At 72.7% G+C, this 16044-nt stretch carries 15 protein-coding genes; 12 read left to right on the forward strand and 3 right to left on the reverse strand.

Translation table 11 applies throughout. The annotated features are described in order from the left end of the window. Nucleotides 1-56: 56 nt before the first annotated feature. Nucleotides 57-1871, forward strand: a complete 1815-nt coding sequence (locus H9645_RS12180; RefSeq protein WP_191729954.1) for a DUF885 domain-containing protein — start codon at nucleotides 57-59, stop codon at nucleotides 1869-1871. Between the two features lie 58 nt (nucleotides 1872-1929). Here the strand turns inward: H9645_RS12180 and H9645_RS12185 are convergent, their stop codons facing one another. Continuing rightward, nucleotides 1930-3528 (reverse strand): serine hydrolase, encoded by a 1599-nt coding sequence (locus tag H9645_RS12185; protein WP_191729955.1) that lies wholly within the window; start codon nucleotides 3526-3528, stop codon nucleotides 1930-1932. Nucleotides 3529-3649: 121 nt separating this feature from the next. On the opposite strand from H9645_RS12185, the gene H9645_RS12190 reads away from it, so the two are divergent. The 7 genes from H9645_RS12190 to H9645_RS12220 all read left to right on the forward strand — a co-directional run bounded on the left by H9645_RS12190 (nucleotide 3650) and on the right by H9645_RS12220 (nucleotide 9711). Continuing rightward, a complete protein-coding gene (locus H9645_RS12190) occupies nucleotides 3650-4081 on the forward strand; it encodes a VOC family protein (RefSeq protein ID WP_191729956.1) in 432 nt (143 codons plus the stop codon). A gap of 1 nt (nucleotide 4082) precedes the next feature. Then, the gene (locus H9645_RS12195) at nucleotides 4083-4934 is read left to right on the forward strand and encodes a DUF72 domain-containing protein (protein WP_191729957.1); all 852 of its coding nucleotides are present in this window, start codon (nucleotides 4083-4085) and stop codon (nucleotides 4932-4934) included. Nucleotides 4935-5032: 98 nt separating this feature from the next. After that, on the forward strand, nucleotides 5033-5974 hold the full coding sequence (locus tag H9645_RS12200) for an EamA family transporter (RefSeq protein ID WP_191729958.1): 942 nt from the start codon (nucleotides 5033-5035) through the stop codon (nucleotides 5972-5974). A 4-nt stretch (nucleotides 5975-5978) separates the two neighbouring features. Further along, nucleotides 5979-7679, forward strand: coding sequence for an ExeA family protein (locus H9645_RS12205; protein WP_191729959.1), 1701 nt, complete (start codon nucleotides 5979-5981; stop codon nucleotides 7677-7679). 8 nt (nucleotides 7680-7687) lie between these two features. Next, nucleotides 7688-8443: a general secretion pathway protein GspB gene (locus H9645_RS12210; RefSeq protein ID WP_191729960.1), complete on the forward strand. Its 756-nt coding sequence runs from the start codon at nucleotides 7688-7690 to the stop codon at nucleotides 8441-8443. Between the two features lie 76 nt (nucleotides 8444-8519). After that, complete coding sequence (locus H9645_RS12215; protein WP_191729961.1) at nucleotides 8520-9053, forward strand: RNA polymerase sigma factor; 534 nt, start codon at nucleotides 8520-8522, stop codon at nucleotides 9051-9053. A 10-nt stretch (nucleotides 9054-9063) separates the two neighbouring features. After that, nucleotides 9064-9711 (forward strand): hypothetical protein, encoded by a 648-nt coding sequence (locus H9645_RS12220; protein WP_191729962.1) that lies wholly within the window; start codon nucleotides 9064-9066, stop codon nucleotides 9709-9711. A 15-nt stretch (nucleotides 9712-9726) separates the two neighbouring features. Here H9645_RS12220 and H9645_RS12225 read toward each other — a convergent pair whose 3' ends face one another. Beyond that, nucleotides 9727-10116, reverse strand: a complete 390-nt coding sequence (locus tag H9645_RS12225) for an MAPEG family protein (protein WP_191729963.1) — start codon at nucleotides 10114-10116, stop codon at nucleotides 9727-9729. A 103-nt stretch (nucleotides 10117-10219) separates the two neighbouring features. Between H9645_RS12225 and H9645_RS12230 the strand changes: the two genes are divergently transcribed. From H9645_RS12230 to H9645_RS12245, 4 genes are read left to right on the forward strand one after another with little or no spacing between them, the layout of a single operon-like run. Then, a complete protein-coding gene (locus H9645_RS12230) occupies nucleotides 10220-10447 on the forward strand; it encodes an RNA-binding S4 domain-containing protein (RefSeq protein ID WP_191729964.1) in 228 nt (75 codons plus the stop codon). Then, complete coding sequence (locus H9645_RS12235; RefSeq protein WP_191729965.1) at nucleotides 10444-11001, forward strand: LemA family protein; 558 nt, start codon at nucleotides 10444-10446, stop codon at nucleotides 10999-11001. Before H9645_RS12230 ends, H9645_RS12235 begins: the two co-directional genes overlap by 4 nt. Further along, complete coding sequence (locus tag H9645_RS12240) at nucleotides 10998-12773, forward strand: DUF2207 domain-containing protein (protein WP_191729966.1); 1776 nt, start codon at nucleotides 10998-11000, stop codon at nucleotides 12771-12773. Before H9645_RS12235 ends, H9645_RS12240 begins: the two co-directional genes overlap by 4 nt. Before the next feature lie 19 nt (nucleotides 12774-12792). Continuing rightward, a complete protein-coding gene (locus H9645_RS12245; protein ID WP_191729996.1) occupies nucleotides 12793-14625 on the forward strand; it encodes an ABC transporter ATP-binding protein in 1833 nt (610 codons plus the stop codon). Between the two features lie 159 nt (nucleotides 14626-14784). On the opposite strand, the gene H9645_RS12250 is transcribed toward H9645_RS12245, so the two are convergent. Next, on the reverse strand, nucleotides 14785-15930 hold the full coding sequence (locus H9645_RS12250; RefSeq protein ID WP_191729967.1) for a COG3904 family protein: 1146 nt from the start codon (nucleotides 15928-15930) through the stop codon (nucleotides 14785-14787). Between the last annotated feature and the right edge of the window lie 114 nt (nucleotides 15931-16044).

Here is a 16044-nt window from a genome sequence, read left to right on the forward strand (position 1 = left end):
CGCGGGCACCCGGGCGCGGACTATCCTGCGCGCCTGTCCAGATCCCGAGCGCCCGCATGTCCCGACCGCTGATCACCGTCTCCCTCCTCGCGCTGGCGCTGGCCGCCTGCCAGGGCCAGTCCCCCGCGCCGGCCGCCGGCGATCCAGCCGCGGCCACCGCGACGGCCGTGGACAGCGAACAGGACCGCGCCTTCGCCGCGCTGGCGGCGCGCTACCTGGACGAAGGCCTGGCGCTGTCGCCGGTCGCGGCCACCCAGATCGGCGACCATCGCTTCGACGCCGAACTCGACGACCTCGGTGCCGCCGGCCGCAAGGCCTCGGCGGACTGGACGCGCACCATGCTGGCCGGGCTCGAGGCCATCGACGCGGCCGCGCTCTCGCGCGAGCACCAGGTCGACGCGCTCATCCTGCGCAACCAGCTCGAAGGCAGCCTGTGGGACCTCGAGACCATGCAGTCCTGGGCCTGGGACCCGCAGGTCTACAGCGGCCTGGCCGGCGGCGCGATCTACAGCCTGATGGCGCGCGAGTTCGCGCCGATGCCCGAGCGGCTGAAGTCGGCGGCCGCGCGCATGGAGAAGATCCCGGCGCTGCTGGCGCAGGCCCGCGAGAACCTCGACCCGGCACGGGTACCGAAGACGCACGCCGAGACCGTGGCGCGCCAGAACCGCGGCATCTTCACCCTGGTCGACACCTTCATCACCCCGAACGCGGACCAGCTGCAGGGCGCCGACCGCGAGCGCCTCGACGCCGCCATCGCCGCGCTGCGCACCGCGGTGGAGGAGCACCAGGCCTGGCTCGACGGCACCCTGGTGCCCAACGCCAAGGGTGACTTCCGCATCGGCGCCGAGCGCTACGACCAGAAGCTGCGCTTCTCGCTGAACTCCTCGCTCGGCCGCGAGGAGATCCGCAGCCGCGCCGAGGCCGAGCTGGCGCGCGTGCGCGACGAAATGTACGCCGTGGCGAAGATCGTGCTGAAGGATCGCGCGGGCGCGCCGGAGACGCCGGACCAGCCCAGCGAGGACCAGCGCCAGGCCGCGATCGAGGCGGCGATGGAGCTGGCCAACGAGGACCGCCCCGGTCGCGACGAGGTCGTCGACTTCGCGAAGCACACGCTCGAGGTCGCCACCGACTTCGTCCGCGCCCACGACATCGTGACCGTGCCCGACGATCCGGTGAAGATCATCCTGATGCCGGAGTTCCAGCGCGGCTTCTCGGTCGCCTACTGCGATTCGCCCGGCCCGCTCGACAAGGGCCTGGACACCTACTATGCGATCTCGCCGATCCCCGACGACTGGAACGACGGCCAGGTCACCTCGTTCCTGCGCGAATACAACAAGCGCATGATCCACGTGCTCACCATCCACGAGGCGATGCCGGGGCACTACCTGGAAGGCGCGCACTCGGCCAACCATCCCTCGACCCTGCGCGCCGCGCTGCGCTCGGGTCCCTTCGCCGAAGGCTGGGCGGTATACACCGAGCGCGTGCTGGCCGACGCCGGCTACCTCGACCACGACCCGCTGTTCCGGCTCATGCAGCTGAAGTTCTACGCGCGCTCGGTCGGCAACGCCATCCTCGACCAGGGCATCCACGTCGAGAACTGGACGAAGGAGCAGGCGATGGACCTGATGGTGCGCCGCACCTTCCAGCAGCAGAGCGAGGCCGAGGGCAAGTGGATCCGCGCGCAGCTGTCGTCGACCCAGCTGGCGACCTACTTCGTCGGCGCGCAGGAGCACTTCGACATGCGCCGCGCCGCCGAGGACAAGGCCGGCGAGGCGTTCGACATGAAGCAGTACCACGACCGCGTGCTCGCCCAGGGCGCGCCTCCGGTGCGCTTCGCACGCCAGCTGCTGCTGGACGAACCGATCAGGTAGCGGGTCTCGCGGGCGTTGCCCCCGTCCCCGCCATGAGGGGGGGCGGGGCAGTCCCCGCCTAGTCCTTCCCGACCGGCACCAGCCGCAGGTCGTGGAAGTCGAAGCTGAAATCGGTCAGCGGCGACACCGCCTCCATCCGCGCGCCCAGCACCCTGCCATCCTGGTCGAGGCTGAAGTTGACGAAGGCGTCCGCGTTCAGCGTTCGGTCGTCCCAGCGCACGATGAAGCTGTCGTGCTGCCAGTGCTCGAGCGTCCCCACCAGCTGCGGCGTGCGGCTGAAGCGCATGCGCAGGCCGCGGCCGTCCTGTTCCACGACCACGTCGCCGTACCAGGGGTCGGCATAGGTCGCTGCGTAGCCGCGCAGCGGCAGCGACGGCTTCGACTTCGCGTCGCGCGCGGCCACGTGCTTCGCCCAGTCCTCCTCGGCCCTGTCGCCGCCCTTGCCCACCGCGGCGGCGTAGGCCGCCACCCAGTCGGTGGCCGGCGCATCCATGTAGGCGTCGAGCACGTGCATGGTCACCGCGTTGAAGGCCGCGCCGGCCTCCTGGTTGGTCAGCACCACCACGCCCAGGTCGAGCTCCGGAACCAGGGTCAGGCGCGACACCATGCCCGGCCAGCCGCCGGTGTGCCAGACCAGCCGGCGGCCCCGGTAGTCGCTCAGGCTCCAGGCCTCGCCGTAGCCGGCGAAATTCGGCTTTGTGGCGGCCAGCTCAGGCACCGCCGGCGCGCGGATCGGGATCGGCGTCACCAGGGTCCACATCGCCTCGTGGCGCTTCGCGCTGAACAGCCGCTTCGCGTCCTCGCCCTCGCCTTCCAGCACGCCGCCATCAAGCTGCACGCGCATCCACTTCGCCATGTCGTTGACGCTGGAGTAGATGCCGCCGGCCGCGGTGTTGTTCGACCACGACATCGCCGGCACCGGCTCCGGATCGCCGGTGAATCCAGGCCGCGCGTGGCCCATGGCGACGTTGGTGTCGCTCGGGCGCAGCGCGTTGCTGTCGATGCGCGTGGAGGCCATGCCCACCGGCTCGAACAGGCGCGTGCGCACGAAGTCCGCGTAGCGTTCGCCCGAGACCTCCTCGATCACCAGCTGGGCGACGGCATAGAGCACATTGTCGTAGGCGTAGCGGTCGCGGAAGCCGCCTTCGATCGGCACGTTGGCCAGGCGCTCGACCACCTCGCGCGTGTCGTAGTCGCTCGGCGGCCAGAACAGCAGGTCGCCGGCGCCGAGGCCCAGGCCGCTGCGGTGCACCAGCAGGTCGCGGATGCGCATCTCGCGCGTCACGTAGGCGTCGGCCATGCGGAACCACGGCAGGTGGTCGATGACGCGGTCGTCCATGTCGAGCTTGCCCTCGTCGGCGAGGATCGACAGCGAGGCGGACGTGAAGGCCTTGGTGATCGAGGCGATCGAGAACAGGGTGTCGCCGTCGACCTTCCCCGGCTTGCCGACCTCGCGCTCGCCCCAGCCGCCGGCGAACACCAGCTCGCCGTCCTTGACCACGGCAACGGCGATGCCGGGCACCTTGAAGGCTTCGCGCACCGATTCGACCTGCGCGTCCAGGCCCGCCAGGGCGGGCGGAAGCGGTTCGTTCGCGCCCACGCGCGGCGCGGCGGAAAGCAGCAGCAGGGAAACAGCGGCCACGAGCGGCTTCGACATGTCTGAATACCCGGATGGACTGGGCGCCAGTATCGAGTGCGGGCGCCCGCGCGCCAAGCGTGCGCAGGCACGCGGCTTGCCCTAACCTGCGACGCACGCCCGTTCCCGCAGGAGCCGCGCCATGGCAGGACCCGCAGACACCACCGCGACCATCATTCCCTGCCTGCGTTACCGCGACGCGCCCGCCGCGATCGACTGGCTCTGCCGCGCCTTCGGCTTCGAACGCCACGCGGTGTACGCCGAGGGCGACACCGTCCACCACGCCCAGCTGGTCTTCGGCAACGGCATGGTGATGCTCGGCTCGGCCGACACCGCGAGCGAGTGGGGCCGGCGCATCGCCCAGCCCGGCGACATCGGCGGCCTCGAGACGCAGAGTCCCTGCGTGGTGGTGGCCGACGTCGATGCGCACTACGCGCGCGCGGTCGCCGCCGGCGCCGAGCTGGTCCAGGACATCGCCGACCAGGACTACGGCGGCCGCGGCTATTCCTGTCGCGACCCGGAGGGCCACCTGTGGTGGTTCGGCAGCTACGATCCGTGGAAGGCGGAAGGCTGACATGGGCTCGGGCGGCGGCGACGTGTCCGGGACCGGCGTGCCGCCGGTCGACGGCATCCGCACCGGCATCGGCGGCTGGGTCTACGCGCCCTGGCGCGACAACTTCTACCCGAAGGGGCTGGTGCAGCGGCGCGAGCTCGAATACGCCAGCCGCCACCTGTCGGCGATCGAGGTCAACGGCACGTACTACGGCGCGCAGAAGCCGGCGACGTACGCGAAGTGGCGCGACGAGACCCCGCCCGGATTCGTGTTCTCGGCCAAGGCGCCGAAGCGCATCACGCAGTCGCGGACGCTTGCCAGGACCGGCGCGCAAGTGGAGGACTTCGTCGGCGGCATCGTCGAACTCGGCGACCGCCTGGGCCCGCTGGTCTGGCAGTTCGACGCCGGCACCCGCATCGACCGCGACGGCTTCACCGCCTTCCTCGGGCTGCTGCCGCGCGAGGCCGGCGGGCGCCCGCTGCGCCACGTGCTCGACGTGCGCGACCGCGCTTTCGTGGATCCCGGCTACATCGCGCTGGCGCGCCGGAACGGCATGGCCACCGTCTTCACCGACTCCGACGAACACCCGTCCTTCGCCGACGTCACCGCGGGCTTCGTCTATGCGCGGCTGATGCGCGCGCGCAGCGGCGTCGCCACCGGCTACACCGACGACGAACTCGCACGCTGGGTCGCCCGTGCACGCGCCTGGGCGGCGGGCGGCGAGCCGGACGACCTGCCGAGGATCGCGCCCGCGGCCGACGCCGGCGCTGCGCCGCGCGAGGTGTTCGTGTTCTTCATTTCCGCGGCCAAGGAGCGCAATCCCGCGGCCGCCATGGCACTGCAGGCCCGGCTGGTGCAAGGCTCCATCCGCTGATCCCGCGCCTCCAACGCGGCGCCTTGCGGCGGAAAGTTCAGGGGAATTCCGGAGGGCCGATCCGCGATAATCATCGGCTCCCCCGCGACCTCCCCGCCATGACCCCGAGCACCCGCGCCCAGCTGCAGATCCACCTGTGCGTCGTGCTTTGGGGCTTCACCGCCATCCTCGGCAAGCTGATCACGCTGCCGGCGCTGCCGCTGGTGTGGTGGCGGATGCTGCTGGTGGCCGCGGCGCTGGCGCTGGTGCCGCGGGTGTGGCGCGGCGTGCGCGCGCTGCCGCGCCGGCTGCTGCTGGCGTACGCGGGCATCGGCGTGCTGGTGGCGCTGCACTGGCTGACCTTCTACGGCGCGGTGAAGCTGGCCAACGCCTCGGTGGCCGCGACCTGCATGGCGCTGGCGACGGTGTTCGTGGCGATGGTGGAGCCGAAGCTCGCCGCGCGGCGCTTCTCGCGCGCCGAGCTCGCGCTGGGCCTCGCGGTGCTGCCGGGCGTGGCGCTGGTGGTGGGCGGCATCCCCGACGGCATGCGCATCGGCGTGGCGGTGGGCGCGCTGTCGGCGCTGTTCGTGGCCCTGTTCGGTTCGCTCAACAAGCGCCTGGTGGAGCATGCCGACCCGCTGGTGGTGACCGCGGTGGAGCTGGGCGCCGGTGCGGTCGCGCTGACCCTGCTCGCACCGGTGATGCCGATGCTGTTCCCGGCCTTCGCCGGCCCGCTGTTCGTGCTGCCGGGCGCGCAGGACGCCGCCTGGCTGCTGCTGCTCGCCTTCGCCTGCACCCTGTTCCCGTTCGCGCTGTCGCTGGTGGCGCTGCGCCACATGAGCGCATTCTCGGCGCAGCTGGCGGTGAACCTGGAGCCGGTGTACGCGATCGTGCTGGCGATCGTGCTGCTGTCCGAGCAGCAGGAGCTGAGCCTGCCGTTCTACCTCGGCGTGGTGATCATCCTGGCCGCGGTGCTGGTGCACCCGATGCTGGCGCGGCCGCGCAGGATCACCCATCCCGAAGCCCTGGCCATGGGCGAATCCCGCGACGTGACAGACTGAGGCCATGTACCTGGAGCACTACGGGCTCGCCGAGCCGCCGTTCTCGATCACGCCGGATCCGCGCTTCGTCTTCCTCGGCGAGCGCCACCGCGACGCGCTCGCGCACCTGCTGTTCGGCATCACCCAGGGCGGCGGCGGTGGCTTCGTCCAGCTCACCGGCGAAGTCGGCACCGGCAAGACCACGCTCAGCCGCCTGCTGCTGGGCCAGCTGCCCGCGAACGTGCGCGTGGCCCTTGTGCTCAACCCGCGCCAGGATCCGGTGCAGCTGCTGGAGACCGTGTGCGAGGAGCTGCGCATCGACCTCGACGGCCGCCGCGGCAACGCCAAGGCCCTGGTCGACGCGCTGAACGCGCACCTGCTCGAGGCCTATGCGCAGGGCCTGCGCGTGGTGCTGCTGATCGACGAGGCGCAGGCGCTGCCGGTGGACACGCTGGAGCAGGTGCGTTTGCTGACCAACCTCGAGACCGATACGCAGAAGCTCCTGCAGATCATCCTGGTCGGTCAGCCCGAACTGCGCGACCTGCTCGCCGAGCCCGGCCTGCGCCAGCTGGCGCAGCGCATCACCGCGCGCTTCCACCTCACCCCGCTCGACGCCGCCGGCACCGCCGCCTACCTGCGCCACCGCTTCCGCATCGCCGGCGGCCAGCACTTTCCCTTCGACGACGGCGCGGTGCAGCGCGTGCACCTGCGCAGCGGCGGCATCCCGCGGCTGGTGAACGTGATTGCCGAGCGCGCGCTGCTGGCGGGCTATGCGCGCGACCGCAGCGGCATCGACGCCGCGCTGGTCGAGGAGGCCGCGCGCGAGGCGCTGCCTCCCGCGCGTGGTGCGGACGGGCCGCGCGGGCGCTGGCTGGGCGTGATGGCGGCCGCGGGCGCCGTGGCGGTCGTGGCGATCGTGTTCGCGGCGCTGTGGCCGATGCAGGGACGGCGGGTGGATTCCGCCGCGACCGCGGCGGATACGCGCGTCGCCGACGCCGCCAATGCCGCCACGTCGCAGGCCGCTCCGACCGCGGATGCGCGCGCGTCACAGGCCTCCACGGCCTCTCCGGACGGCAACGCGCACGAGGGCCGGGCGATCGACGGCGAAGTGCTGGCGGCCCGGATCGCCAGCGCATCCACTCCCGCCGCGCACGAAGCCGCGTGGCGCGCCATGCTCCAGGCCTGGTCCCTGCCGCACACCGCCGACGATGCCAGTGCCGCCATGGCCTGCGCCCCGATGCCTGCCGCCGGCACGTACTGCACGCGCGGCACGGCGCACCTCGACCGGCTGGCCGCACTCGGCCGCCCCGTGCTGCTCCAGCTCGACTCCGGACGCAACAGCGCCTGGGCGCTGCTGCAGGGCACCGACGGCACGCGAGCGCGCCTGCTGCTCGGCGGCGCCGTGGTCGATGTCGACCGCGCCGACCTGCAGCGCGCGTGGCCGGGCCGCTACGCCGCGGTGTGGCGCTCGGCGGCGACACTGGCGCCACCGCCGTCGCGCGGCACCTCCGGCGCCGCCGTCGACTGGCTGCGCGAACGCCTGGTCCGCGAAGGCGTGGCCAGCGACGCGCCGTCCGGCACCGCCTTCGACGACGCCTTGGCCGACTCGGTGCGCCGCTTCCAGCGCGCGCGCGGGCTCGCCGTCGACGGCGTGGTCGGCTCCGAAACCCTGTTCGCGCTGGCCGCCGACGATCCCGGCCCACGCCTCGAACGCCGCCTGGACTGAGGCCGCGCATGTCCCTGATCCTCGAAGCCCTGCGCAAGTCCGAAGCCGAACGCCGCCGCGGCGACGCGCCCGACCTGCGCGTCGAACTGCCGCCGCCGGCACCGCCGAAGCGGCGCCTCGCACCCCTCGCCTGGATCGTCGCCGGCACCTTGCTGGCCGCCATCGCCCTGGTGGCGCTCTGGCCGCGCGATGGCCGGCAGGACGCGGCGGAGCGCGACCGCGCTGCGATGGCCGCGACGGACACGCCCGCACCCGCATCGACGCCACGCGACTCCGCGGACGGGGACGCTGCGGGCACCGCCGTGGCCCCGCGCGCCGGCAATGTGGCACCCGGCGCGCAGGGGCAGGACCGGCTCGACGGCGGCTTTCCGACGGTCGAGCGCATCCAGGCACCGGACGCCGCCCCGGCGCCCGAGCCCGCGTCGGATCTCCCGCTCGCACCTCCACCGATGGCCACGCGTGCCGCCGAAGAAGCCGCCGCCGACATCACGGGTGCCGACGCGCCAACGGCCGTCGCGCCTCCCACAGGGGGCCAGGGCGCGCTGCGCATCGCCGGCCTCTCCTCCAGCCAGCGCGAGCGCCTGCCCGAACTGAAGCTCAGCCTGCACATGTGGAACGAGGACCCGGCGCGGCGCTTCGCGGTGATCGACGGCCAGCGCCGGGTCGAGGGCGACCGCCTCGGCGACGCCACCATCACCGCCATCGACCGCGACGGCGTCCTGCTCGACCTCGACGGCCAGGCGGTGCGCGTGCCCCTGCCCTGACCCGCGCGGTGTGACAAACCGCGCCCCGGCGCGAACCACGACTCCATCACGCACACTCGAAGGGTCGGCCACCGGGATGGACGCCATCGCCACGCACCGCCAGCGCGAGGACGCAGAAGGATTCGCCGCGCTGCTGCAGCGCCACCGCGGCATCGTGTACAAGGTCGCCGGCACCTATGCCCGCGGCGCCGACGACCGCGAGGACCTCGCGCAGGAGATCGCCGCCGAACTCTGGCGCGCCTGGCCGCGCTACGACCCCGCGCGCAGCGTCTCCACCTGGATGTACCGGGTGGCGCTGAACGTCGGCATCTCCCACCTGCGCGGCGACGGCCGCCGCCGACGGCACCTGGTGCCGTTCGACGCGGCATTGCACGAGGCCGAAGCCGTCAGCGGCGACGACCACGAGCAGGCCCAGCACCTGCGCCTGCTGCAGGGCTTCATCGCCACGCTCGACCCGCTCAACCGCGCCCTGCTCCTGCTCTACCTCGAGGACCGGCCGGCGCGCGAGATCGGCGACGTGCTCGGCCTGTCCGCGAGCAACGTCGGCACACGCGTCAACCGGCTGAAGCAGCGCATCCGCGACCACGTCGCCCCCTCCACGCCCGACTGAGGACGCCACCATGGAACTCGACGAACTCCGCACCGCCTGGCAGGCCCTCGGCCGCCAGCTCGAACACCACGATGCGCTGCAGCTGCGCATGTACCGCAGCGACCGCCTGGACGCCGCGCGCCGCGGCCTGCGCCCGCTGGTCTGGGGCCAGGCGCTGCAGATCGCGTTCGGCCTGGCCCTGCTGCTGCTGGGCCTGGCCTGCTGGACGCGCAACACCGACGTCCCGGCGCTGCTCGCCACGGGCCTGATCCTGCACGCCTTCGGCCTGCTGAATATCGTGCTCGCCGCGCTCACCATCGGGCTCGCCGCCAGCATCGACTACGGTGCGCCGGTGCTCGACATCCAGCGCCGCCTGGCGCGGCTGCTGCGCCTCTTCGGCATCAACGCCAAGGCCTGCGGGCTGCCGTGGTGGATCATGTGGGTGCTGGTGGTGGTGGCGGTCGCCGGGCTGCAGGGCCTGCCCGCCGGGGCCGGGACGCCGGGCTGGATCACGCTGTCGCTGGGCGTCGGCCTCGCCGGCCTGCTCGCCACCGGCGCTTGGGCCTGGCTGCGCCGGCCGGCCGCTCCCGACCCGGCGACACCGCGCTGCGACGGCGGCGACGGCATCCGCCGCAGCCAGCGCATCCTCGCCGACCTGGACGCCTTCGAGCGCGGCTGAGCGCGCCCGGCAGGCTCAGAACAGCGCGGCCAGCACCATCACGATGCCGGCCAGCGACACGCCCCAGACCACGCTGCGCACGTAGGGGATGCCGGCGGCATACAGCGGGATGTAGGCGACGCGGGCCCAGAAGTAGAGCTGCGCGCCCAGCGCGGTGGTGCCGTCGGTGCGTTCGGCCACCACCGCCGCCAGCACGGCCGCGGCGAAGACCGGGAAGGTCTCGAGGAAGTTCTGCCAGCTCCGGTTGACGCGGCCGGCCACCGGGCCCAGCGGCTTCGTCTCGCCATCGCGCGCACTGGCATTCCAGGCCAGGCCGCGCTCGGAGGTTTTCATCCCCGCGTCCAGCAGCAGGTGGAACAGGCCCAGCGCCATCGCCCAGGCCAGCATCTGCAGTTCGGTCCCCATCTCGTCGCTCCCTTGCCCCGGCGGGGCACGCGTGCCGAGGGTAACCCCGCCGGGCATCGCGCGGTGCGTTACGCTCGCCGTCCGGAACCAGGCAGCGAGCCCCATGCAGCACATCGATCTCGAACTCGAGGGCGACTACGTCGAGCTCAACCAGCTCCTCAAGCTCTGCGGCCTCTGCGACAGCGGCGGCGCCGGCAAGGCGCTGGTGGCGTCAGGCGCCGTGCGCGTGGACGGCGCGCTGGAGTCGCGCAAGACCGCGAAGATCCGCGCGGGCCAGGTGGTGGCGCTGGGCGACGTCGAGGTGCGCGTCCACGCGGGGCCGGCACCGTGACCGCGCTGCTGGTCGCGGCCGTGCTGGTGGCAGCGCTGGCGGCGTGGGCGATCGCGGCCTACAACCGCCTGGTGCGGCTGCGCAACCAGGTCGCGACCGCGTGGTCGGACATCGACGTGCAGCTGCAGCGCCGGCACGACCTGGTGCCGCAGCTGGTGGCCGCGGTTCAGGGCTATGCCCGCCACGAAGGCGCGGTGCTCGAAGCGGTGACCGCGCTGCGCACGCGCGCGCTCGGGCTGCGCGACCCGGCCGAACTCGGCCAGGTCGAGGCCGAGCTGGAGCAGGCGCTGGGCCGCCTGCTGCTGCTGCGCGAGGCCTATCCGGACCTCAAGGCCAGCCGGAACTTCGCCGCCCTGCAGCAGGACCTCGTCGACGTGGAGGAGCAGCTGCAGTACGCGCGGCGCTTCTACAACGGCGCCGTGCGCGACCTCAACGACGGCGTGCAGCGCGTGCCCGACGTGCTGGTGGCGCGCACCTTCGGCTTCGGCGAGGCGGCGTTCTTCCAGGCCGGCGCCGACAGCCGCGAGGCGCCCGCGGTGGACCTGTCGCGATGAGCCTGCCGCGCACGCGCCTGCCCGCGTTCCTGCTGGCCGTGGCGCTGGCGCTGCTGGCGGCGACGGCGCCGGCGCTGGCCGCCGAGCGCATCCTCGCCTACGACAGCGTGGTCGAGGTCCGCGCCGACGGCACGCTGGACGTGACCGAGCACATCCGCGTGCGCGCCGAGGGCGACGCGATCCGCCGCGGCATCTACCGCGACTTTCCCACGCGCTACAAGGACCGGCACGGCAACAACGTGGTCGTCGGCTTCGAGGTGCTGGGCGTGGAGCGCGACGGCCGGCCCGAGCCCTGGTTCACCGAGCGCAAGGCGAACGGCGTGCGCGTGAACACCGGCAACGACGACCTGCTGCCCGTTCCGGTGGACACCGCCTACACCCTGCGCTTCCGCACCACCCGCCAGCTCGGCTTCTTCGACTCGCACGACGAGCTTTACTGGAATGCCATCGGCCATGGCTGGGCGTTCCCGATCGAGGCCGGCAGCGTCGAGGTCCGGCTGCCCGTGCCGGTGCCCGCCGACGCGCTCGACGTCGATGGCTGGTCCGGTCCGCAGGGGGCCCGCGAGCAGGGCTTCGCCGCCGGCGTGGCCGGTCCGGGCGTGGCGCGCTGGACGCTCACCGGACCGCTGCGGCCGCGCGAAGGCCTGACCATCGCCCTGTCCTTCCCCAAGGGCATCGTCGCGCCGCCGTCCCGCGCCGACCGGATCGGCCTGCTGCTGCGCGACAATCTGTCGCTGCTCATCGCACTCGTGGGCCTGGTGGTGCTGCTGGCCTGGTGCCTGAAGCGATGGCACCGCGTCGGCCGCGATCCCCGGCCCGGCGTGGTGATCGTCCGCTACGAGCCGCCGCGCGGCGAGTCCCCGGCCGCGCTGCGCTACCTGGTGCGCCGCGGCCACGATGCCCGCGGCTTCTCCGCCGACCTGCTGGCCTGCGCGGTGCAGGGCGCGGTGCACATCCACCGCGACGAGGGCATGCTCGGCGACCGCTGGCGGCTGGAGCGCGGCCAGGCCGCCGCGGCGGCCCCGGACAACGCCGACGAGCGCCGCCTGCTCGACGCCCTGCTTCCCGGCCCCGGCGCCACGCTGGCACTGGAAAAGAAGAACGCCACGCGCATCCAGGGCGCCATGCAGGCGCACGCCCGGGCCTTCGATGCGCGCTTCCAGCCGGCGATGTTCACCCACAACGCCGGCAGCATCGGCATCGCGGTGGCGATCTTCCTCGTGACCTTCGCGCTGGCGGGCGTGGCGCTGGTGTTCACCGGCGGCGGCGCGCCGTGGATGCTGGTGCCGCTGGGCCTGATGCTGGCGACCACGATCGCGTTCGCGGTGCTGGTCGGCGCGCCCACCGCCGCCGGACGCGCGCTGCTCGACGAGATCGAAGGCTTCCGGCGCTACCTCGGCGTCGCCGAGCAGGACGACATCGCGCGCGTACCGGGACCGGCCGCCGCCGACGCGGAGGAGACCGAACCGGCGCTCGACGCCGGCCGCTTCGAACGGCTGCTGCCCTACGCGGTCGCGCTGGACGTCGAGGATGCCTGGACGGAGAAGTTCACCCTCGCCGTGGGCAGCGCCGCCGCGGCCGCGGCGACCGCGGCCATCACCTGGTACCACGGTGCCAGCCCCGGGAACATGGGCCAGCTCGCCAGCGCGGTCGGCGGCGCCCTGAGTTCGAAGATCGCCTCGTCCGCGACGCCGCCCGGCAGCAGCTCCAGCGGCGGTGGCGGCGGCTTCTCCGGCGGCGGTGGCGGCGGTGGAGGTGGCGGTGGACGCTGAGCGTCGGCGCCGGCGCGGCATCTTCGGCTGGTTCGAGTCGCGCCTGGATCCGTTCCCCGAAACGCCGCCGCGGCAGCCGCCGCGCGGACTGGTCGCGTTCTGCCTGCACTACACCCGCGGCGCCGGCGGCTGGCTGGCGCTGATGGCGCTGACCGGCGCGCTGATCGCCACCGCCGAGCTCGGCCTGTACGTCTACCTCGGCGCCCTGGTCGACCGGCTCGGGCAGCACACCCCGGCCAGCTTCCTCGAAGTCGAGGGCACGCGGCTGGCGTGGATGGCCCTGCTGGTCGCGGTCGGCCTGCCGCTGGTGGTGTGGCTGGACAACCTGATCCAGCTGCAGGTGCTGCTGGGCAACTTCCCGATGCGCATCCGCTGGAACGTGCACCGCTACCTGCTGCGGCAGTCGATGGGCTATTTCCAGGACGAGTTCGCCGGGCGCATCGCCACCAAGCTGATGCAGACCTCGCTGGCGGTGCGCGAGACGGTGGTGAAGCTGCTCGACGTCGGCGTCTACGTCTGCGTGTACGTGGTCGGGGCGATGGTCGCGATGGCGGCCACCGACTGGCGGCTGATGCTGCCCTTCCTCGGCTGGCTCACCGGCTACGTGCTGCTGATGGTGTACTTCGTGCCGCGCATGGAGCGCGTCTCGCGCGAGCAGGCCGACGCGCGCTCGGACATGACCGGGCGCATCGTCGACAGCTATACCAACATCGCCACGGTGAAGCTGTTCTCTCACTCGCGGCGCGAGCAGGCCTACGCGCGCGAGGCGATGGACGGCTTCCTCGGCACGGTCTACCGGCAGATGCGGCTCGGGTCCGGGGTCAGCGCCGGCAACTACGCGCTCAACATGGCGCTGGTGTTCGCGGTCTCGGGCATCGGCCTGTGGCTGTGGCTCGACGGCGCGATCAGCACCGGCGCGGTGGCGGTTGGCATCGCCCTGGCCCTGCGCCTGGTCGGCATGAGCCAGTGGATCATGTGGGAGCTGTCGGCGCTGTTCGAGAACATCGGCACCGTCCAGGACGGCATCAACTCGATCTCGCTGCCGCCGACGGTGGACGACGCGCCGGGCGCGCCGGAACTGCCGGCCGTGCGCGGCGACATCCGCTTCGAGGGCGTGGGCTTCCACTACGGCAAGGGCTCGGGCGTGATCGAGCACCTGGACCTGCACGTGCGCCCGGGCGAGCGCATCGGCGTGATCGGGCGTTCGGGCGCCGGCAAGTCGACGCTGGTGAACCTGCTGCTGCGCTTCCACGACGTCGAACAGGGTCGGATCCTGGTCGATGGCATCGACATCGCCAGCGTGCAGCAGGACAGCCTGCGCGCGCGCATCGGCGTGGTCACCCAGGACACCTCGCTGCTGCACCGCTCGGTGCGCGAGAACATCCTCTACGGCCGCCCCGATGCGACCGAGGCCGAGATGCTGGAGGCCGCCCGCCAGGCCGAGGCGCACGACTTCATCGGCGAACTGTCGGACGCGGCCGGACGCCGCGGCTACGACGCCCAGGTCGGCGAGCGCGGCGTGAAGCTGTCCGGCGGCCAGCGCCAGCGCGTCGCGATCGCGCGCGTGCTGCTGAAGGACGCGCCGATCCTGGTGCTGGACGAGGCGACGTCCGCGCTCGACTCCGAGGTCGAGGCCGCGATCCAGGGCAACCTGTACCGGCTGATGGAAGGCAAGACGGTGATCGCGATCGCGCACCGGCTGTCGACCATCGCGGCCATGGACCGGCTGGTGGTCATGGACCGCGGCGCGATCGTGGAGGAAGGCACGCACGACGAACTGGTGGCGCGCGGCGGCATCTATGCGCAGCTGTGGCGCCGGCAATCGGGTGGTTTCCTGGCCGAGGCGCCCTGACGCCGTCCACCTGCGCCCGCCCTTCTGCTGCTTCTGTAGGAGCAGCTACAGCTGCGACCGCGGTGTGTCATTCCGCGACCGGGGCGTGGCATGCGGCGAGGTGGGAGTCGCAGCTGTAGCTGCTCCTACAAAAAGGCAGCGAGGGAACCCGGCGTGTTTTTACGGCGAGCCGCTGCTGCCGGAGCGCGCGGCGGCGGCCTCCGCCGAGGCGGACTCGTGGCCGCGGCGCTCGTCCGCCGGCTCGGCCGGCACCGGCGCGCTGCGCTGGAAGAACGCGCTGCGCACGGCGTCGAACTCGCTCATCGGGCTGTCGTCGGGGCAGGTGGCGTCGGGGAAGCCGTATTCCTCGCGCAGCGCCAGGCCGCATTCGTTGAGCTCCTCGAGCTCGCGCTCGGGTGCCTTGCACTGGCGGTCGAAGTTGCGCTGGAACGAATCGCGGCGGCGCACGAAGTCCTCGCCGCACTTGCGCATCAGCTGCAGCCGGTCGAGGTCGTCCTGCGCCGGGTTGGTGCCGTCCAGGCCGTACTCCAGCAGCTCTTCGGCGGTGAGCAGGCGCAGGTTGCGGTTGGGCACCGCCATCATCATGTCGGCCACGGCCACGGCGACGCCGTTGCGCGCGAGGTATTCCTTCACCCGTCCGTAGACCGCCTGCAGCTCCTCGTTGAGCTGCGCGCGCGAGGTGGCGGTGGAGCTCATGCGGATGATGCGGTGGATGCCGACCGGGCCCGAGATCATGCGCACGTCGCCGGCGCCCAGGATCAGCACGCAGGCGCTGTGGCAGCTCGCGCCGTCGCGCACCCAGATCGTCCAGCCGGAGGCGCCGATCGCATCGCCGGCCTTGATCGCGTCCTCCACCTGGCCACCGGTGGAGTCGATGTCGAGCACGCGCTTGCCGATCTCCATGCGGTCGGCGATGGCGGCCACGCGCTCCACCAGCGCGGTGAAGCCGGCATTGATCTTGCCCTGGTAGCGCAGCCGCACCAGGCCGACCTCCTGGCAGGGCTTGAGCGCATCGGCGACGTTGAGGAAGGCCAGGCTGGTGAGCGCCTCGCCGTCGCCGGCGCTGGCGTAGTCGAGTTCGCAGCTGATCGCGGCGCTGCCGTCGGCCAGCGCGGCCTCCGGCCAGTCGGTGCCCGTGCGCACGTCGTAGGGCTTGGGCACCGTCTCGACGGGGGCGGAGATGAACTCGCCGGCGCCATTGGCTTCGGTGACCGCCTCCGCCTCGGGCTCCGGCGGCGGCTGGGGCTGCGCGCTGCAGCCGGCCACGAGGGCGCAGAGGGCGAGGGCGCGGAGGAAGGGCGGCATGGAGGGGCGCGGCAAGGACATTCGCGTCAGTCTATGGCCTGCCCGTGGCGCGGGACGCAACGCAGCATGAACCTTCCCCGCCACGGCGCGTGATGCGTCGGCGACCCGCGCGCA

This window comes from Luteimonas colneyensis (assembly GCF_014836665.1).
Lineage (GTDB): Bacteria > Pseudomonadota > Gammaproteobacteria > Xanthomonadales > Xanthomonadaceae > Luteimonas > Luteimonas colneyensis.